The 12,901-nt window shown below is 39.9% G+C and carries 14 protein-coding genes and 1 tRNA gene; 9 read left to right on the top strand and 6 right to left on the bottom strand.

The genetic code is table 11. The features are described from left to right. Positions 1-81 precede the first annotated feature (81 nt). A tRNA-Glu gene (locus AC52RT_RS17100) sits at positions 82-153 on the top strand. A 170-nt stretch (positions 154-323) separates the two neighbouring features. Here AC52RT_RS17100 and AC52RT_RS17095 read toward each other — a convergent pair. Then, entirely contained in the window at positions 324-1,070 is a 747-nt protein-coding gene (locus AC52RT_RS17095; RefSeq protein ID WP_495541858.1) for a TraR/DksA C4-type zinc finger protein, read from the bottom strand. A gap of 130 nt (positions 1,071-1,200) precedes the next feature. Beyond that, entirely contained in the window at positions 1,201-2,133 is a 933-nt protein-coding gene (locus tag AC52RT_RS17090; protein WP_495541857.1) for a 1,4-dihydroxy-2-naphthoate polyprenyltransferase, read from the bottom strand. Positions 2,134-2,365: 232 nt separating this feature from the next. Here AC52RT_RS17090 and AC52RT_RS17085 point away from each other — a divergent pair, with 232 nt between their 5' ends. The 7 genes from AC52RT_RS17085 (at position 2,366) to AC52RT_RS17055 (ending at position 10,318) form a co-directional block, all read left to right on the top strand. Then, the gene (locus AC52RT_RS17085) at positions 2,366-3,772 is read left to right on the top strand and encodes an isochorismate synthase (protein WP_495541856.1); all 1,407 of its coding nucleotides are present in this window, start codon (positions 2,366-2,368) and stop codon (positions 3,770-3,772) included. Further along, complete coding sequence (menD, locus tag AC52RT_RS17080; RefSeq protein ID WP_495541855.1) at positions 3,765-5,510, top strand: 2-succinyl-5-enolpyruvyl-6-hydroxy-3-cyclohexene-1-carboxylic-acid synthase; 1,746 nt, start codon at positions 3,765-3,767, stop codon at positions 5,508-5,510. The genes AC52RT_RS17085 and menD overlap by 8 nt, the downstream gene beginning before the upstream one ends. Beyond that, on the top strand, positions 5,507-6,322 hold the full coding sequence (menH, locus tag AC52RT_RS17075; RefSeq protein WP_495541854.1) for a 2-succinyl-6-hydroxy-2,4-cyclohexadiene-1-carboxylate synthase: 816 nt from the start codon (positions 5,507-5,509) through the stop codon (positions 6,320-6,322). Before menD ends, menH begins: the two co-directional genes overlap by 4 nt. Before the next feature lie 13 nt (positions 6,323-6,335). Further along, entirely contained in the window at positions 6,336-7,154 is an 819-nt protein-coding gene (gene menB, locus AC52RT_RS17070; protein ID WP_495541853.1) for a 1,4-dihydroxy-2-naphthoyl-CoA synthase, read from the top strand. A gap of 68 nt (positions 7,155-7,222) precedes the next feature. Then, positions 7,223-8,716, top strand: coding sequence for an o-succinylbenzoate--CoA ligase (locus tag AC52RT_RS17065; protein WP_495541852.1), 1,494 nt, complete (start codon positions 7,223-7,225; stop codon positions 8,714-8,716). After that, positions 8,713-9,819, top strand: coding sequence for an o-succinylbenzoate synthase (gene menC / locus AC52RT_RS17060; RefSeq protein WP_495541851.1), 1,107 nt, complete (start codon positions 8,713-8,715; stop codon positions 9,817-9,819). Before AC52RT_RS17065 ends, menC begins: the two co-directional genes overlap by 4 nt. Positions 9,820-10,162: 343 nt before the next feature. Next, the gene (locus AC52RT_RS17055; protein WP_161629121.1) at positions 10,163-10,318 is read left to right on the top strand and encodes a hypothetical protein; all 156 of its coding nucleotides are present in this window, start codon (positions 10,163-10,165) and stop codon (positions 10,316-10,318) included. A 42-nt stretch (positions 10,319-10,360) separates the two neighbouring features. Here the strand turns inward: AC52RT_RS17055 and AC52RT_RS17050 are convergent, their stop codons facing one another. From AC52RT_RS17050 to yidD, 3 genes are all read right to left on the bottom strand, one after another. Continuing rightward, a complete protein-coding gene (locus tag AC52RT_RS17050; RefSeq protein WP_495541850.1) occupies positions 10,361-10,522 on the bottom strand; it encodes a DUF1540 domain-containing protein in 162 nt (53 codons plus the stop codon). Between the two features lie 91 nt (positions 10,523-10,613). Next, positions 10,614-11,552: a metal ABC transporter solute-binding protein, Zn/Mn family gene (locus AC52RT_RS17045; protein WP_495541849.1), complete on the bottom strand. Its 939-nt coding sequence runs from the start codon at positions 11,550-11,552 to the stop codon at positions 10,614-10,616. A 120-nt stretch (positions 11,553-11,672) separates the two neighbouring features. Beyond that, positions 11,673-11,906, bottom strand: a complete 234-nt coding sequence (yidD, locus tag AC52RT_RS17040; RefSeq protein WP_495541848.1) for a membrane protein insertion efficiency factor YidD — start codon at positions 11,904-11,906, stop codon at positions 11,673-11,675. Between the two features lie 162 nt (positions 11,907-12,068). Here yidD and AC52RT_RS17035 point away from each other — a divergent pair, with 162 nt between their 5' ends. Further along, positions 12,069-12,542, top strand: a complete 474-nt coding sequence (locus AC52RT_RS17035; protein ID WP_495541847.1) for an S-ribosylhomocysteine lyase — start codon at positions 12,069-12,071, stop codon at positions 12,540-12,542. 143 nt (positions 12,543-12,685) lie between these two features. On the opposite strand, the gene ytzI is transcribed toward AC52RT_RS17035, so the two are convergent. Next, positions 12,686-12,844, bottom strand: a complete 159-nt coding sequence (gene ytzI / locus AC52RT_RS17030) for a YtzI protein (RefSeq protein WP_495541846.1) — start codon at positions 12,842-12,844, stop codon at positions 12,686-12,688. Positions 12,845-12,901 lie beyond the last annotated feature (57 nt).

The following is a 12,901-nucleotide window of genomic DNA, read 5'->3' as shown; positions in this document are numbered from 1 at the left end:
AGAGGCTGAAGAGGCGCCCCTGCTAAGGGTGTAGGTCGCGTAAGCGGCGCGAGGGTTCAAATCCCTCCTTCTCCGCCAGTAGGCCCCTTGGTCAAGCGGTTAAGACACCGCCCTTTCACGGCGGTAACACGGGTTCGAATCCCGTAGGGGTCATATTAAAAGATGTATACACATTGTGTACATCTTTTTTTTATGTTTATTTATAAGCGATGTTATCAAAGATTATTTAAAACATGAATTTAACTTATTTCTTACTCTCGTCATCCTTATAAGACTTCCTTAGAAAGAGAAAAATCCCCTGTGCAGCTAGGGGATTTTAATTATTACTTTTTATCTATATAACTGTCTTTTTCTTTGTAGGGGATGTCACCTAGCTTGGATTCCTTATTTTCTATATCTAATATTTCTTCTTCGTGTTCTTGGTGTTTAGTAGGGTAGGCTTTGCGGTTTTTTCCTTCGATGTCATTACCGAGATACCCTTCGTATTTTTCAGGAAAGCCATCGGTTTCATCTTCTGTTTCATAGAGCTCGTCATAGTTTGCTGTATCCTTGGTAAAGTCAGAAGGCGTTTCTGATGTTCCAAAACGAGCAACTTCAGCAAAACTGTCTTCTTTATCATTAATATCGTCTGCTCGTCTGTTTTCAAAATGATCACCTTGAGAAGGAATCAATATTTCTTCTTCCACAGGTCTGTCTCTTACTGTTTGTTGTTTCGGTGTATGTTCAACGCAGTAGAGAGTGGTTGGTACAGCTTCGAGTCGTGCGTATGGAATATCTTCTTCACATGTTTTACACGTACCGTAACTGCCGTCTTCTATGGCTTTTAAGGCTGCATTTATTTTTTCGCTTTCGCCTTCAGCATGATTAGTAAGGGCCATATCTCTTTCTTTTTCAAATAGCTCTGTGCCTAAGTCACCTGGATGGTTATCATAGGCGGATAATTCCGCAGAGGCGTCTCTTTCACTTTTTTCAATTACGGTTTCTTTATCTTCTTGAATTCGATCAGAGATTTGTTCCTGCTCAGTCAACAGTATATCTTTTAAATGGTCTAATTGTTTTTTCGTAGCCATCGCCATCACTCCTCGAGTTTAATGTATCGTTTACGACTTGTTATAAAGGTACATTACCCGATTTATCGGTGCGGGAAACAAGAGATGAATTTGAAAAAAAAATACCCGTGCAGGATACACGGGTAAAGAGTTAGATAAAGTAGCTGATAAATAAGCCAATTGATAAAAGGAAACCGAATAGGGTATTTGTCACTCCGGCAGCTTTCATGGCAGGCATCATTTCGATAGGCTTCGTTTTACCAACAAAACTTTTTGTTGCTTGTACGGCCTTTGGTATACTTAATAAAGCGAGTAAGAGCCATGGAGATACGGTACTTGTAACAACTAATCCAATCACCCATAGATAGGCTACGGCGTACATAATTCCCATAAAGATAATGGCTTTCTTTTGTCCAAGTAAAATTGGAAGGGTTCTACGTCCGCTCCGTTTATCACCATCATGATCACGAATATTATTGGCCATATTAATTAGTCCTACTAATATACCGCTTGGAACAGCGACCAATACCGCTAGGCTTGAGACATGACCAGTTTGAATATAATAGGCAATGAGAATAATCAAGAATCCCATAAAGAACCCAGAAGCAAGTTCGCCAAATGGTGTCCAAGAGATTGGGAATGGTCCCCCAGTGTATAGATAGCCGACCAGCATGCAGACAAGACCAACTGCTGCAAGCCACCAAGAAGATGCGGCACAAATATAAATGCCAAGCAGCAATGAAATAGTATACATAGCAAGTGCCAGCTTCATAATCAGCTTTGGCGTCATACCGTGACGAACAATGCCGCCGCCGATTCCAACTGATTCTGCGGTATCCAGACCTCGTTTGAAATCGTAATACTCATTGAATAGATTGGTAGCTGCTTGAATGAGCAAGCTGGCAAAAAGCATGGCCAGAAATAATAAAATATTTACTGAGTCTGTAAGGAGTGCAAGTGCGGTCCCCATTAATACAGGAATGAAACCGGCTGTTAACGTATGGGGTCTAATTAACTCCCACCAAATTTTCCAGTGTCGCTTACTTGGAAGCGATTCTGAATTTAAATAATCTTGTGAATCCATTATGTCTCTCCTCTATAAGTAAAAATTGGCTGAAAATGACGTAATCATACAGACTAAGTGTAGAAAAAGATTGAGGCAGTGTCAATGTCTTTTTCATATGGAACTTATTGCTTAGTTAGAGTTTTATATAATAAGGAAGAAAATTGTTATCCCTGGCTGGAATCATTGACATTAACTCTGGCAGAGGTGTATCTTTAAAGAGGTTTGAACTTTTATTTACGGGGGGATTTTTTTGTCTATTTCATATAAAACTGAACGATTTATAGGACTAAAGCAGGCTTTGGATCAAGCAAATTTGCTCCAAACAGTTGTCCTGTTCAGTGAAGTAAAAAAAATCGATTATATTGACCCCCTTTCATTTTATCGAGCTGGAAGAGAACGCTTTGAAGGGGAACGCCTTTTTTGGCAGGACCCTGAGAAAGAAATCGTCATTGCTGGTTTAGGTAAAGCTCTGAAACTCCAAGTACCTGCTGATTCGAATCGTTTCAACAGTATGGAAGCTAACTGGTCTACCATCCGGAATACTGCTGTTATTACAGGAGTAACCGATATAATAGCGACAGGGCCCTTGCTATTTGGAGGCTTTTCTTTTGATCCTAACAAAAGTGACTCTCGTTTATGGGAACATTTTGGAGATAATCTTTTTTACATTCCCTCCCTCATGCTATCCGTTGTGAAGGGGCAAGCATATGTTACGACCAACACACTCTGCACTCCTGGCGTTAAGGGAGAAATGCTGATTGAACAGATAAATGAATGGGATAAGTTGGTAAACAGAAAAAATATCGATTCTATGCCAGAAAACAAGGTCCAAAGCCAAAAGGAAATTCATCCAGAAGCTTGGAAGGATACCGTAGCTCAGGTCGTTCAAGAATTAAAAGATACGGATATGGAGAAGGTTGTCCTCGCAAGAGAATTACGAGTAACGTGTACAGAACGTATTCTGTCTGAAACTATATTAAATCAAATGCAGATAGAACAGCCAAAAAGCTATATCTTCAGTTTAGAGTCTGAGGGTGATTGTTTTATTGGAGCCACGCCAGAAAGACTTGTTAAAAAGCAAGACAGTGTAATGCTTTCGGCGTGTTTAGCAGGTTCAATTGCCCGCGGTAAGACAGAGGAAGAGGATACGCTTCTTGGAAATGAATTATTACATGATGAAAAAAACCTAATGGAACATCAATATGTGGTTTCAATGATCACAGGTGCATTAGAAACTGTGTGTGAAAGATTAATGGTTCCTCGAGCACCAGAATTGATGAAAAATAGACATATTCAGCATTTATACACTCCTGTGAGAGGGACATGCGCCCGTGATGTTTCTATGTTTCAGGTAGTAGATAAATTGCATCCTACACCTGCTATGGGCGGACTGCCAAAAGTAGAGGCGGTCAACCGTATTCGTGAGATAGAAGAGCTGGAACGCGGGTTTTATGCAGGACCAATTGGTTGGATCGATTCCTATGGAAATGGAGAATTTGCCGTTGGAATTCGTTCCGGTCTTCTTCAAGGCAATGAAGCATCCTTATTTGCCGGATGCGGGGTTGTGGCAGATTCAATCCCGGAGAGTGAGTATCGGGAAACATCCATTAAATTTAATCCAATGCTAAGTGCTTTAGGAGGAACGCTAAATGAATGAGCAAGATTCATTAACCGCATACGCAGCTTCATTTATTGATGAACTTGCTCGGAATCAGGTTAAACATGCCGTGATAAGTCCAGGTTCGAGATCAACGCCCCTGGCTCTTTTGTTAGCGGAGCACCCTGACATTACCATTCATATAAATATTGATGAACGTTCAGCAGGTTTTTTTGCTCTTGGCTTAGCCAAAGCGTTACATGAACCTGTTGCTATGTTGTGTACGTCTGGTACAGCTACAGCCAATTTTTATCCGGCTATAGTAGAAGCCTTTTATGCGAGAATACCGCTCATCGTTTTAACGGCTGATCGTCCGCATGAGCTCCGTGATGTAGGTGCTCCGCAAACTATTGATCAAATGCAGATGTATGGTAAACACGTAAAGTGGTTTGCTGAAATGGCTATTCCAGAAAATACAGATGTGATGGTCCGTTATGCCCGCACCATATCTGCGAGAGCAGCGGCTACAGCAGTTAAACAACCAAGCGGACCCGTACATGTTAACTTTCCTCTTAGAGAGCCGCTCGTGCCTGCTATGCAGGATGTACAATCTTACAGAGGTCAAAGAGAGGCAACTGTACAAGTGGAAGTGGGTGAATTATCCCTTTTGCTTAAGCAAATGGATAATCTTGCAAGCCTTCTCAGCCAGTCAAAAGCTGCTATGATTGTCTGTGGAGAGCTGCAAACCACTGAAAGCAGAGAAGCAATCATTCAGTTAGCTGATAAATGGAATGTGCCGATTCTTGCTGATCCACTGTCACAACTTCGGAGCGGACAAAGCGCTGTGAATATTATTGATTGCTATGATACCATTTTACGTAATGAACGGGCGTGTGCAGCCTTCAGTCCAGATCTCATTTTAAGATTCGGAGCGATGCCAGTTTCGAAGCCGCTTTTACTATATATGAAAAAGCAGCGTCAAGCTGTTCATATGGTCGTGGATGGAGGTGGAGGATGGAGAGAACCTGCAGGCCTTGCTACAAATATGATTCAGTCAGACGAAGCAGTATTTTGTCAGGGGATGACAGCAAGGATTCAGGAAGGTCAGAATTCAGCTTGGCTGTCTCAATGGATAGCTGTTAATGATGCAGCCAAGCAGGCATTAAGCAGTATTCGAGATGGAGCTGAACTGGATGAAGGGAAGTTGTTTTCTCTTTTAAGTGACTTACTGCCTGAAAACTCTCATTTATTCGTCGGAAATAGTATGCCTATTAGAGATTTGGATACATTCTTCTTTACGAATAATAAGTCGATTCGTACGTATGCCAACCGCGGTGCCAATGGGATTGATGGAGTTGTCTCAACGGCTCTTGGTGTAAGCACTGTGAAGGAAAATACGGTCCTAGTTATTGGAGATTTAAGCTTTTTCCATGACATGAATGGGTTACTAGCAGCTAAACTGCAAAAGCAGAACCTGCCCATTCTGCTTGTTAATAATGATGGCGGAGGAATTTTCTCCTTTTTACCTCAATCGTCTGAAGAAACATATTTCGAAGTGCTTTTTGGTACCCCACATGGTCTTGACTTTGAACTTGCCGTAAAGCTTTACGGAGGTAACTACCATAAAGTACAGAATTGGGACGATTTCCAAGAGAATTTCACAAAATCCTTTACTGTTCCCGGTTTAAAGGTCATTGAAGTCCCGACAATTAGAGAAGAAAATGTCTTAAAACATCGAGAATTATGGAATTATGTTTCCCGGGAAATGAATGTTGTACTGGATAAGGAAATACCATGAATTTTGTCACAAATGGTGTAGAATATCATGTAGAAACAGCAGGTGTATCTGGTGGAAAACAGCTTCTATTGCTGCATGGATTTACGGGCAATCTTCATACTTGGGACTTTCTTATCCCAATGCTTAGTGAACAAGTTCAATTGATCATGATTGATATCGTTGGTCATGGGAAAACAAGCGCTCCCGAAGAAATTTCACCCTATAGAATGGAATCAGCTGCTGCGGATATAAAAGCGATAGTTGATCACCTGGCCATTAGTAAAATCCATGTATTAGGTTATTCTATGGGGGGAAGGTTGGCACTGAACTTTGCCGTTCTTTACCCTGAATGTATCCAGTCGTTAATTCTTGAAAGTTCCTCGCCAGGACTTGAAGAGGACGAGGCAAGAAAGAAGAGAATGAATCAGGATCACCAACTTGCGCATGAAATAAGGACGAATGGGATTGAATCCTTTGTGAATAAGTGGGAGAGCATTCCTTTGTTTTCTTCGCAAAAAAGGCTTCCTGCTGAAAAGCAGGCGGTAATCCGTAAACAAAGACTGGATAATGATGAAATGGGACTTGCCAACAGTTTAATCGGGATGGGTACAGGCGCTCAGCCTTCGTGTTGGAACAGTCTTGAAACGCTGCCTTTTCCAACGCTGTTGTTGACAGGGGAGCTTGATTTTAAGTTCTGTGAAATTGCAGAAAAGATGAGCAGGTTTATCAAAAATTGCGATTGGAAAATAATTAATGATGTTGGACATGCTATTCACTCGGAGAATGAGAGAATGTTTGGTAAAATAGTATATGAGTTTTTAGCTAAACAATAAGGAGGAGCAAAATATGACAATTGAGTGGGAAACTAAACGAGAGTATGAAGATATTCTCTACACAGCTTATAATGGGATTGCAAAGATTTCTATTAATCGTCCTCACGTACATAATGCATTTCGTCCGAAAACGACTACTGAATTAATCGATGCGTTTTCACGTGCGCGTGATGATTCTGAAATTGGTGCGATTATTCTAACTGGTGAAGGTGGAAAAGCATTTTGTTCAGGCGGAGACCAAAAAGTCCGTGGTAATGGCGGTTATGTTGGCGAGGATAATATACCGCGCTTAAACGTTCTAGATCTTCAACGCTTAATCCGTGTCATTCCTAAACCCGTAGTAGCCATGGTAGCCGGCTATGCAATCGGAGGAGGACATGTACTTCATATCGTTTGTGATTTAACGATTGCAGCTGATAATGCTGTATTCGGACAAACGGGTCCTAAGGTAGGAAGCTTTGATGGGGGATATGGTGCAGGTTATTTAGCCCGTATCGTCGGCCATAAAAAAGCACGCGAAATTTGGTATTTATGTCGTCAATATAATGCACAAGAAGCATTAGATATGGGACTAGTTAACACGGTTGTACCATTAGAACAGCTTGAAGAAGAAACAGTTCAATGGTGTAAAGAAATGCTTCGAAATAGTCCAATGGCTTTACGTTTCTTAAAAGCATCTTTCAATGCTGATTCAGATGGACTTGCAGGTATTCAGCAATTAGCTGGAGATGCAACCCTTTTATATTACACAACAGAAGAAGCAAAAGAAGGACGCGATGCGTTTAAAGAAAAACGTGATCCAGACTTTGGTCAATTCCCGCGTTTCCCATAATAGAGACAATCATGAAACAGCTTGGCGGGGTAACTCGTCGAGCTGTTTTCGTATAAGGAGTTAGAAAAATGACTACAAAAGTTGAAAAAATGCCGAATTGGCTGAAGAAACGTGCTCAGTTGACCCCAAATCGACCTGCTATAGAGTGTGATGAAAAAGTTTACACCTTTCTAGAACTAGACAGATTAGCAGAAAGCACAGCAAGGAAAGCGGCTGCGTTAGGTTTACAGCAGGGGGATACATGTGCCCTTTTAATACGAAATGATAGTAGAAGTGTGGCATTAATTCACGGGCTTTTTTATTTAGGTGTACGTATTGTCATGCTGAATCATCGTCTAACTGCAAACGAACTGACTTGGCAGGTGAAGGATAGTCAAGCAGACCAGCTTATTTTTGATGATGTCTTTAGTGAAAAGGGGAATCAAGTTCAAAGTCAGCTTCCATTACTTAAAATAGTGAGTATAGAGGTTGTTCAGCAAGTGACTGAAGATAACCAAGCCCGGATTGTCAGTGAGTTTGTTATGGATGAAACAGCAACAATCATGTATACCTCTGGGACAACAGGAAACCCAAAAGGGGTTATCCAGACTTTCGGCAATCATTGGTGGAGTGCTATAGGTTCTGTTTTGAATTTGGGACTAACTGAAAAAGATTGTTGGTATTGCGGAGTTCCCATTTTCCATATCAGCGGTCTTTCCATCTTGATGCGAAACATGATATACGGGATGAAGGTTGTCCTAGCAGAGAAATTCAGCGCACTTGAAGCAAACAAAATGATTCAGGAAAAGGGAATTACCATTATTTCCGTAGTTACCACGATGCTGAACCGGATGATTCAGGATCTTGGCAATGAAGGATATCCGGAATCGTTCCGTTGTATGCTCCTTGGTGGAGGCCCTGCTCCAAAGTATTTATTGGAAGAATGTAAGGCTAAAAAAATTCCTGTGTATCAAACTTACGGGATGACGGAAACGGCTTCACAAATTGTGACGTTGTCCCCTGAAGACAGCTTGGAGAAGCTTGGTTCAGCTGGAAAGGCGTTATTTCCTTCTCAACTTCGAATTGAGATTGATGGACACGAAGCAGGTCCAAATGAACATGGTGAAATAGTGGTTACAGGTCCAAATGTCACATCTGGCTATTTAAATCAAAAGGAAGCAACAGAGAAAGCAATTAAGGATGGATGGTTGTACACAGGAGATATTGGTTATCTCGATAGCGAAGGGTTTCTCTTTGTTATGGATCGACGTTCTGATTTGTTGATATCGGGCGGCGAGAATGTCTATCCAGCCGAGATAGAAGCAGTGATTAGTAAACATCCTGCTGTGTTTGAGTCTGGTGTAACATCTATAGAGGATGAAAAATGGGGACAGGTTCCGATTGCGTTTGTTGTGCCCAATAAGAATCATGTGGTAACGGAAGAAGAATTACTTATGTATGTAAAAGAAAACCTAGCTGCATATAAAGTGCCGAAGCACATTTACTTTTGCGAAGAACTACCTCGAAATGCCGCTAATAAGCTGCTGAGAAGAAAACTAAAAGAACTGGGAAGCCGTCTATGAAAATACATTCGGTAACCCTATCTATTATTTCTGCTCCACTAAAGTCACCATTTACGACTCATTTAGAAACTGTCACGATAAGAGAAGTTATTGTTATTAAAGTCATAGATCAAGATGGAAACATTGGTTACGGGGAAGCGGTGCCTTTTTCAAGCCCTTGGTATACAGAGGAAACGGTTCAAACCTGTAAACACATGCTGGAAGATTTCTTGATCCCAAGTTTATTAACTATACCGATTCATCATCCCGCCGAACTTGAAAATCTGTGGAGTGGAATTAGACGGAATGCTATGGCTAAGTCTGGACTTGAACAAGCATTATGGGATTTATATGCGAAACAACAAGGAGTTTATCTTGGTAAACTGTTTGGGGGAGTAAGGCAAGAAGCAGCAGCAGGTGTTGTCATTGCGGCACCTGATATCCAAACAGCCCTTCAGCAAATTGAGGATGTGAAAGCGGAAGGATATGAGCGGTATAAAGTGAAGCTTCATCGAAATACCGATATTGCCCTTTTATCGGAAATACGAAATGCCTATCCGAATATCAGCTTAATGGCAGATGCTAATTCGGCATATACACTTGATGATGTGGAGCACTTGAAGAAGTTAGATACGTTTAATCTCATGATGATTGAACAGCCTTTAGGAAATGACGATATTGTGGAACATGCACTATTGCAAAAACAGCTTACTACACCGATTTGTTTAGATGAGAGTATTTGTTCATTCCATGACGCGAAAAGTGCATTGCTGCTTGGCAGCTGTGGCATCATAAATATTAAAATGTCCCGCGTAGGAGGATGGAATCAAGCGGTTAAAATTCATAATCTTTGTCTTCAAGAACAAATACCCGTATGGTGCGGTGGAATGATTGAGTTTGGTATTTCCCGGGCTCATAATTTGGCGCTTGCTTCCTTACCTGGATTTACCATACCCGGTGATTTAGCACCATCGTCGAGGTACTGGTCCGAAGATATTATTGAGCCGGAAGTCATGGTGAATAACGGGAAGATAACCATACCAACAACTCCAGGCATCGGTTTTGCAGTGGATGAGGAGCGTGTAAAAAGGATGTCAATTTATAACCATGCGTTTACACGATAACGATTTAACGGTCAATGATAGTGGGAAACAGGAACGAAAGAATAGGACTAGGAATACGTTGTATATATATGATCTGTTTAAGCTGTATTTCTTTATCTACAGCTAAATGGATCATACATTTAACAATTTTTTAAAATTTCTGTTATTTATAAAAATTAATGGTGAGATAAGAAACAGATTATGATATGATGAAATGGAAGGAATTACAAGTAGAATGCCTTTACGATATAGCTTTCAAAATAAATGAGGGAAATAGGCATTTACTACTTTTTTCAGCATTTACTTTTTTATATTATAGTGACAGCGCTTACATCAAATGAAGAATAGCAGAGGAGATGATTAAATGGAGAAGCAATATTTAATTGCAGAGATTTTATTGGAGCGAGGACTGCCGGATTTAGTCGTAAAAGAGATTACGAAATTAGGGGAACATGAGCTGTTTTTCTTAAAAAATAAATGGAATAACAGTGAGGAATTTTCAACCGATTTTCAAATTTAGAACAAACAAAAAAGCGAGGCGCCGGGCCTCGCTTTTTTTTATTTAAAGATTTTCACTTGGCCGGAATGTTTTGCAGGCCACTTCTTCGCTGGTACGGGCTCGTTCTTCTGTGTAACTCACTACATTAATATGGTCAGCGGAGCAGCGATTTCCGTTCCGCCAAAAATGACAGCTGTCAACCGAACACTTCACACCATGTGGCATTTAATCCACTCCTTTTTGTAGTGGTACCTTATTAAAATGTGCAGATGAATCCCATTACAACCTGTAGTATTTATAGTAGGATTACCAAAATTTAATGTAAGGCTGTTTTTAAGGTTTCAAGGTTTTGTTCCATCAAGCTAAAATAATCTTCATTATTTTTTACATCATTTTCGGTAAGAACCGATAAATTATGAAGCATAAGATCCTTTGCTCCAATCTCCTTTTGAATAATTTCGGTTAGCTTGGAGCTGACATTCTGTTCGAAAATAATATATGTTAGATGATGCTCTTTAGCCGTTTTTACAATTTTCTCAAGTTCTTTTTGTGAAGGATCAGCTGAAGCAGTCAGACCAGTAATACTGATTTGTTCTAGACCGTAGCGTTCCTCCCAATACCCATAAGCAGCATGTGATACGATTAGTTTTTTAGTTAATGCTGCGTCGATGGTTTGTGCAAAATCTTGATCTAACTGGTCCAACTTAGAAGCTAATTGTTCATATTGAGTTTCAAAAAATTCTTTTTGTTCCGGTTTCGCTGTAATTAGCTCCTCTTTAACCTTTTCAGCCATCGCTTTGGCATAGACAGGATTCAACCAAAGGTGTGGATTAACACTTCCGTGATTATGTCCATCATGTCCTTCGCCTTCTTCCTCTGCTTCGTGATTTTCGTCGAGGTTGATTGATTCTCCAATGGCAAGAACCTTAACACCTTCATTTGTTAAGATGGGCTTTGCTTTGGTAACAAACCCCTCAAGGTCATAACCAATATAGAAGAACAAATCTGCATCAGCCATGCTCACAATATCTTTTTGCGAAGGCTCAAAAGAATGTTCATCGGTACCTGGTGGATAAACAGTATCGACATCCACGTATTTACCGCCAATTTTCTTCGTGAAATCTGCAAGTGGATAGACTGTTGTATATACATGAATGGTATCCTCAATATCGCTGTTTTTTTCTCCCTCTTTAGTACAACCAACTAAAATGACCGCAAAAGCAAGTAGAGCGATCATGAGAAATCTTTTGTGCATTATTCTTCACTCCTGATAATTCGGATTGATTACGATTTAAAATTTAAACGAAATGATTACGATTTGACTTCTGTATTTTACTTTATTTAAATGTTGAAAGCAAGAAGTAATTTTGGGCCGTTAAATCTGTTTTTCCTTTTTCTCTGGGACAGGGTCAAAACCACCAGGATGGAAAGGCTGGCATTTAACAATCCGCTTAATTGTCAACCAACTTCCTTTAACGGGACCGAAACGATTGATTGCTTCCAGACCATAATGTGAACAGGTTGGATAGAAACGACAAGTAGGCGGTGTAAGCGGAGAAATTACGATTTGGTAAAAACGGATAATACCCATAAATATTTTTTTTATCATGACAGCTCATCTCTCTCTTGAAAAAATCGTAATTATTTCTCTCACTATACCATAAAGAATGTATATAATGGAGCGAGAGTTTATTGGTAAATCAATCTAAATAGATGAAAAAAATCGGAATTAGATGTAGAATAAGAATATAGACTTTTAAGGAGTGATAAAATGCCTTCAGTTGAAAGCTTTGAATTAGATCACGATGCCGTTAAAGCCCCGTATGTTAGACATTGCGGAGTGCATAAAGTAGGGTCAGACGGATTGGTTAATAAATTTGATATCCGTTTCTGTCAGCCAAACAAACAAGCAATGAAGCCTGATACGATTCATACATTAGAGCATCTGCTTGCATTTAATATTCGTAAGCACTCGGAAAAATATGATCATTTTGATATTATTGATATTTCACCGATGGGTTGTCAAACTGGTTATTACTTAGTAGTAAGTGGTGAGCCGACTGTTACAGAAATCATTGATGTATTAGAAGATACATTTAAGGATGCTGTTCAAATCACTGAAATTCCAGCTGCTAATGAAAAACAATGCGGCCAAGCTAAATTGCATGATCTTGAAGGAGCAAAGAAGTTGATGAACTTCTGGCTTAAGCAAAGTAAAGAAGATCTTCATCAAGTATTCGCTTAATATCTTAGACTGTAGACAGTGTTGTCTACAGTTTTTTTGTTAATCCAAATAATTCAATGCAATTAAGTGGTAAGGAATTTTTAATAGTACATTTTTAAGGTCATGGGGTGCGGAATAGTATAATTCCGCACTCCTTTGCTTTTTTATTTTTTTGTGTGGTCTTCCACATCATGCTTTGAGTTTGCTTCTTGGTCAAGAGGATCAATCGTATGCTTAAAGTTATACCCTTTATTTATTGTCATAACGGCTAAGAATAAAACAACAAAAATAATTAGAATTGAAATAATTAAAACAGTTGTCAAGGGGAAACTCCTCTCATATGGCAAGTTATGATTATCTTACCATATATGAAATAAAGC

It is taken from the genome of Peribacillus sp. (assembly GCF_059453735.1).
The sequence above is the reverse complement of the archived record's forward strand: the minus strand, read 5'-3'. Positions and strand labels throughout refer to the sequence as shown.

What these genes read in the sequence shown, in the direction of transcription:
- AC52RT_RS17095 (WP_495541858.1), bottom strand. Translation starts at nt 1,070, where the DNA reads ATGGCTACGAAAAAACAATTAGACCATTTAAAAGATATACTGTTGACT.
- AC52RT_RS17090 (WP_495541857.1), bottom strand. Translation starts at nt 2,133, where the DNA reads ATGGATTCACAAGATTATTTAAATTCAGAATCGCTTCCAAGTAAGCGA.
- menD (WP_495541855.1), top strand. Translation starts at nt 3,765, where the DNA reads ATGAATGAGCAAGATTCATTAACCGCATACGCAGCTTCATTTATTGAT.
- menH (WP_495541854.1), top strand. Translation starts at nt 5,507, where the DNA reads ATGAATTTTGTCACAAATGGTGTAGAATATCATGTAGAAACAGCAGGT.
- menB (WP_495541853.1), top strand. Translation starts at nt 6,336, where the DNA reads ATGACAATTGAGTGGGAAACTAAACGAGAGTATGAAGATATTCTCTAC.
- AC52RT_RS17065 (WP_495541852.1), top strand. Translation starts at nt 7,223, where the DNA reads ATGACTACAAAAGTTGAAAAAATGCCGAATTGGCTGAAGAAACGTGCT.
- menC (WP_495541851.1), top strand. Translation starts at nt 8,713, where the DNA reads ATGAAAATACATTCGGTAACCCTATCTATTATTTCTGCTCCACTAAAG.
- AC52RT_RS17055 (WP_161629121.1), top strand. Translation starts at nt 10,163, where the DNA reads ATGGAGAAGCAATATTTAATTGCAGAGATTTTATTGGAGCGAGGACTG.
- AC52RT_RS17050 (WP_495541850.1), bottom strand. Translation starts at nt 10,522, where the DNA reads ATGCCACATGGTGTGAAGTGTTCGGTTGACAGCTGTCATTTTTGGCGG.
- AC52RT_RS17045 (WP_495541849.1), bottom strand. Translation starts at nt 11,552, where the DNA reads ATGCACAAAAGATTTCTCATGATCGCTCTACTTGCTTTTGCGGTCATT.
- yidD (WP_495541848.1), bottom strand. Translation starts at nt 11,906, where the DNA reads ATGATAAAAAAAATATTTATGGGTATTATCCGTTTTTACCAAATCGTA.
- AC52RT_RS17035 (WP_495541847.1), top strand. Translation starts at nt 12,069, where the DNA reads ATGCCTTCAGTTGAAAGCTTTGAATTAGATCACGATGCCGTTAAAGCC.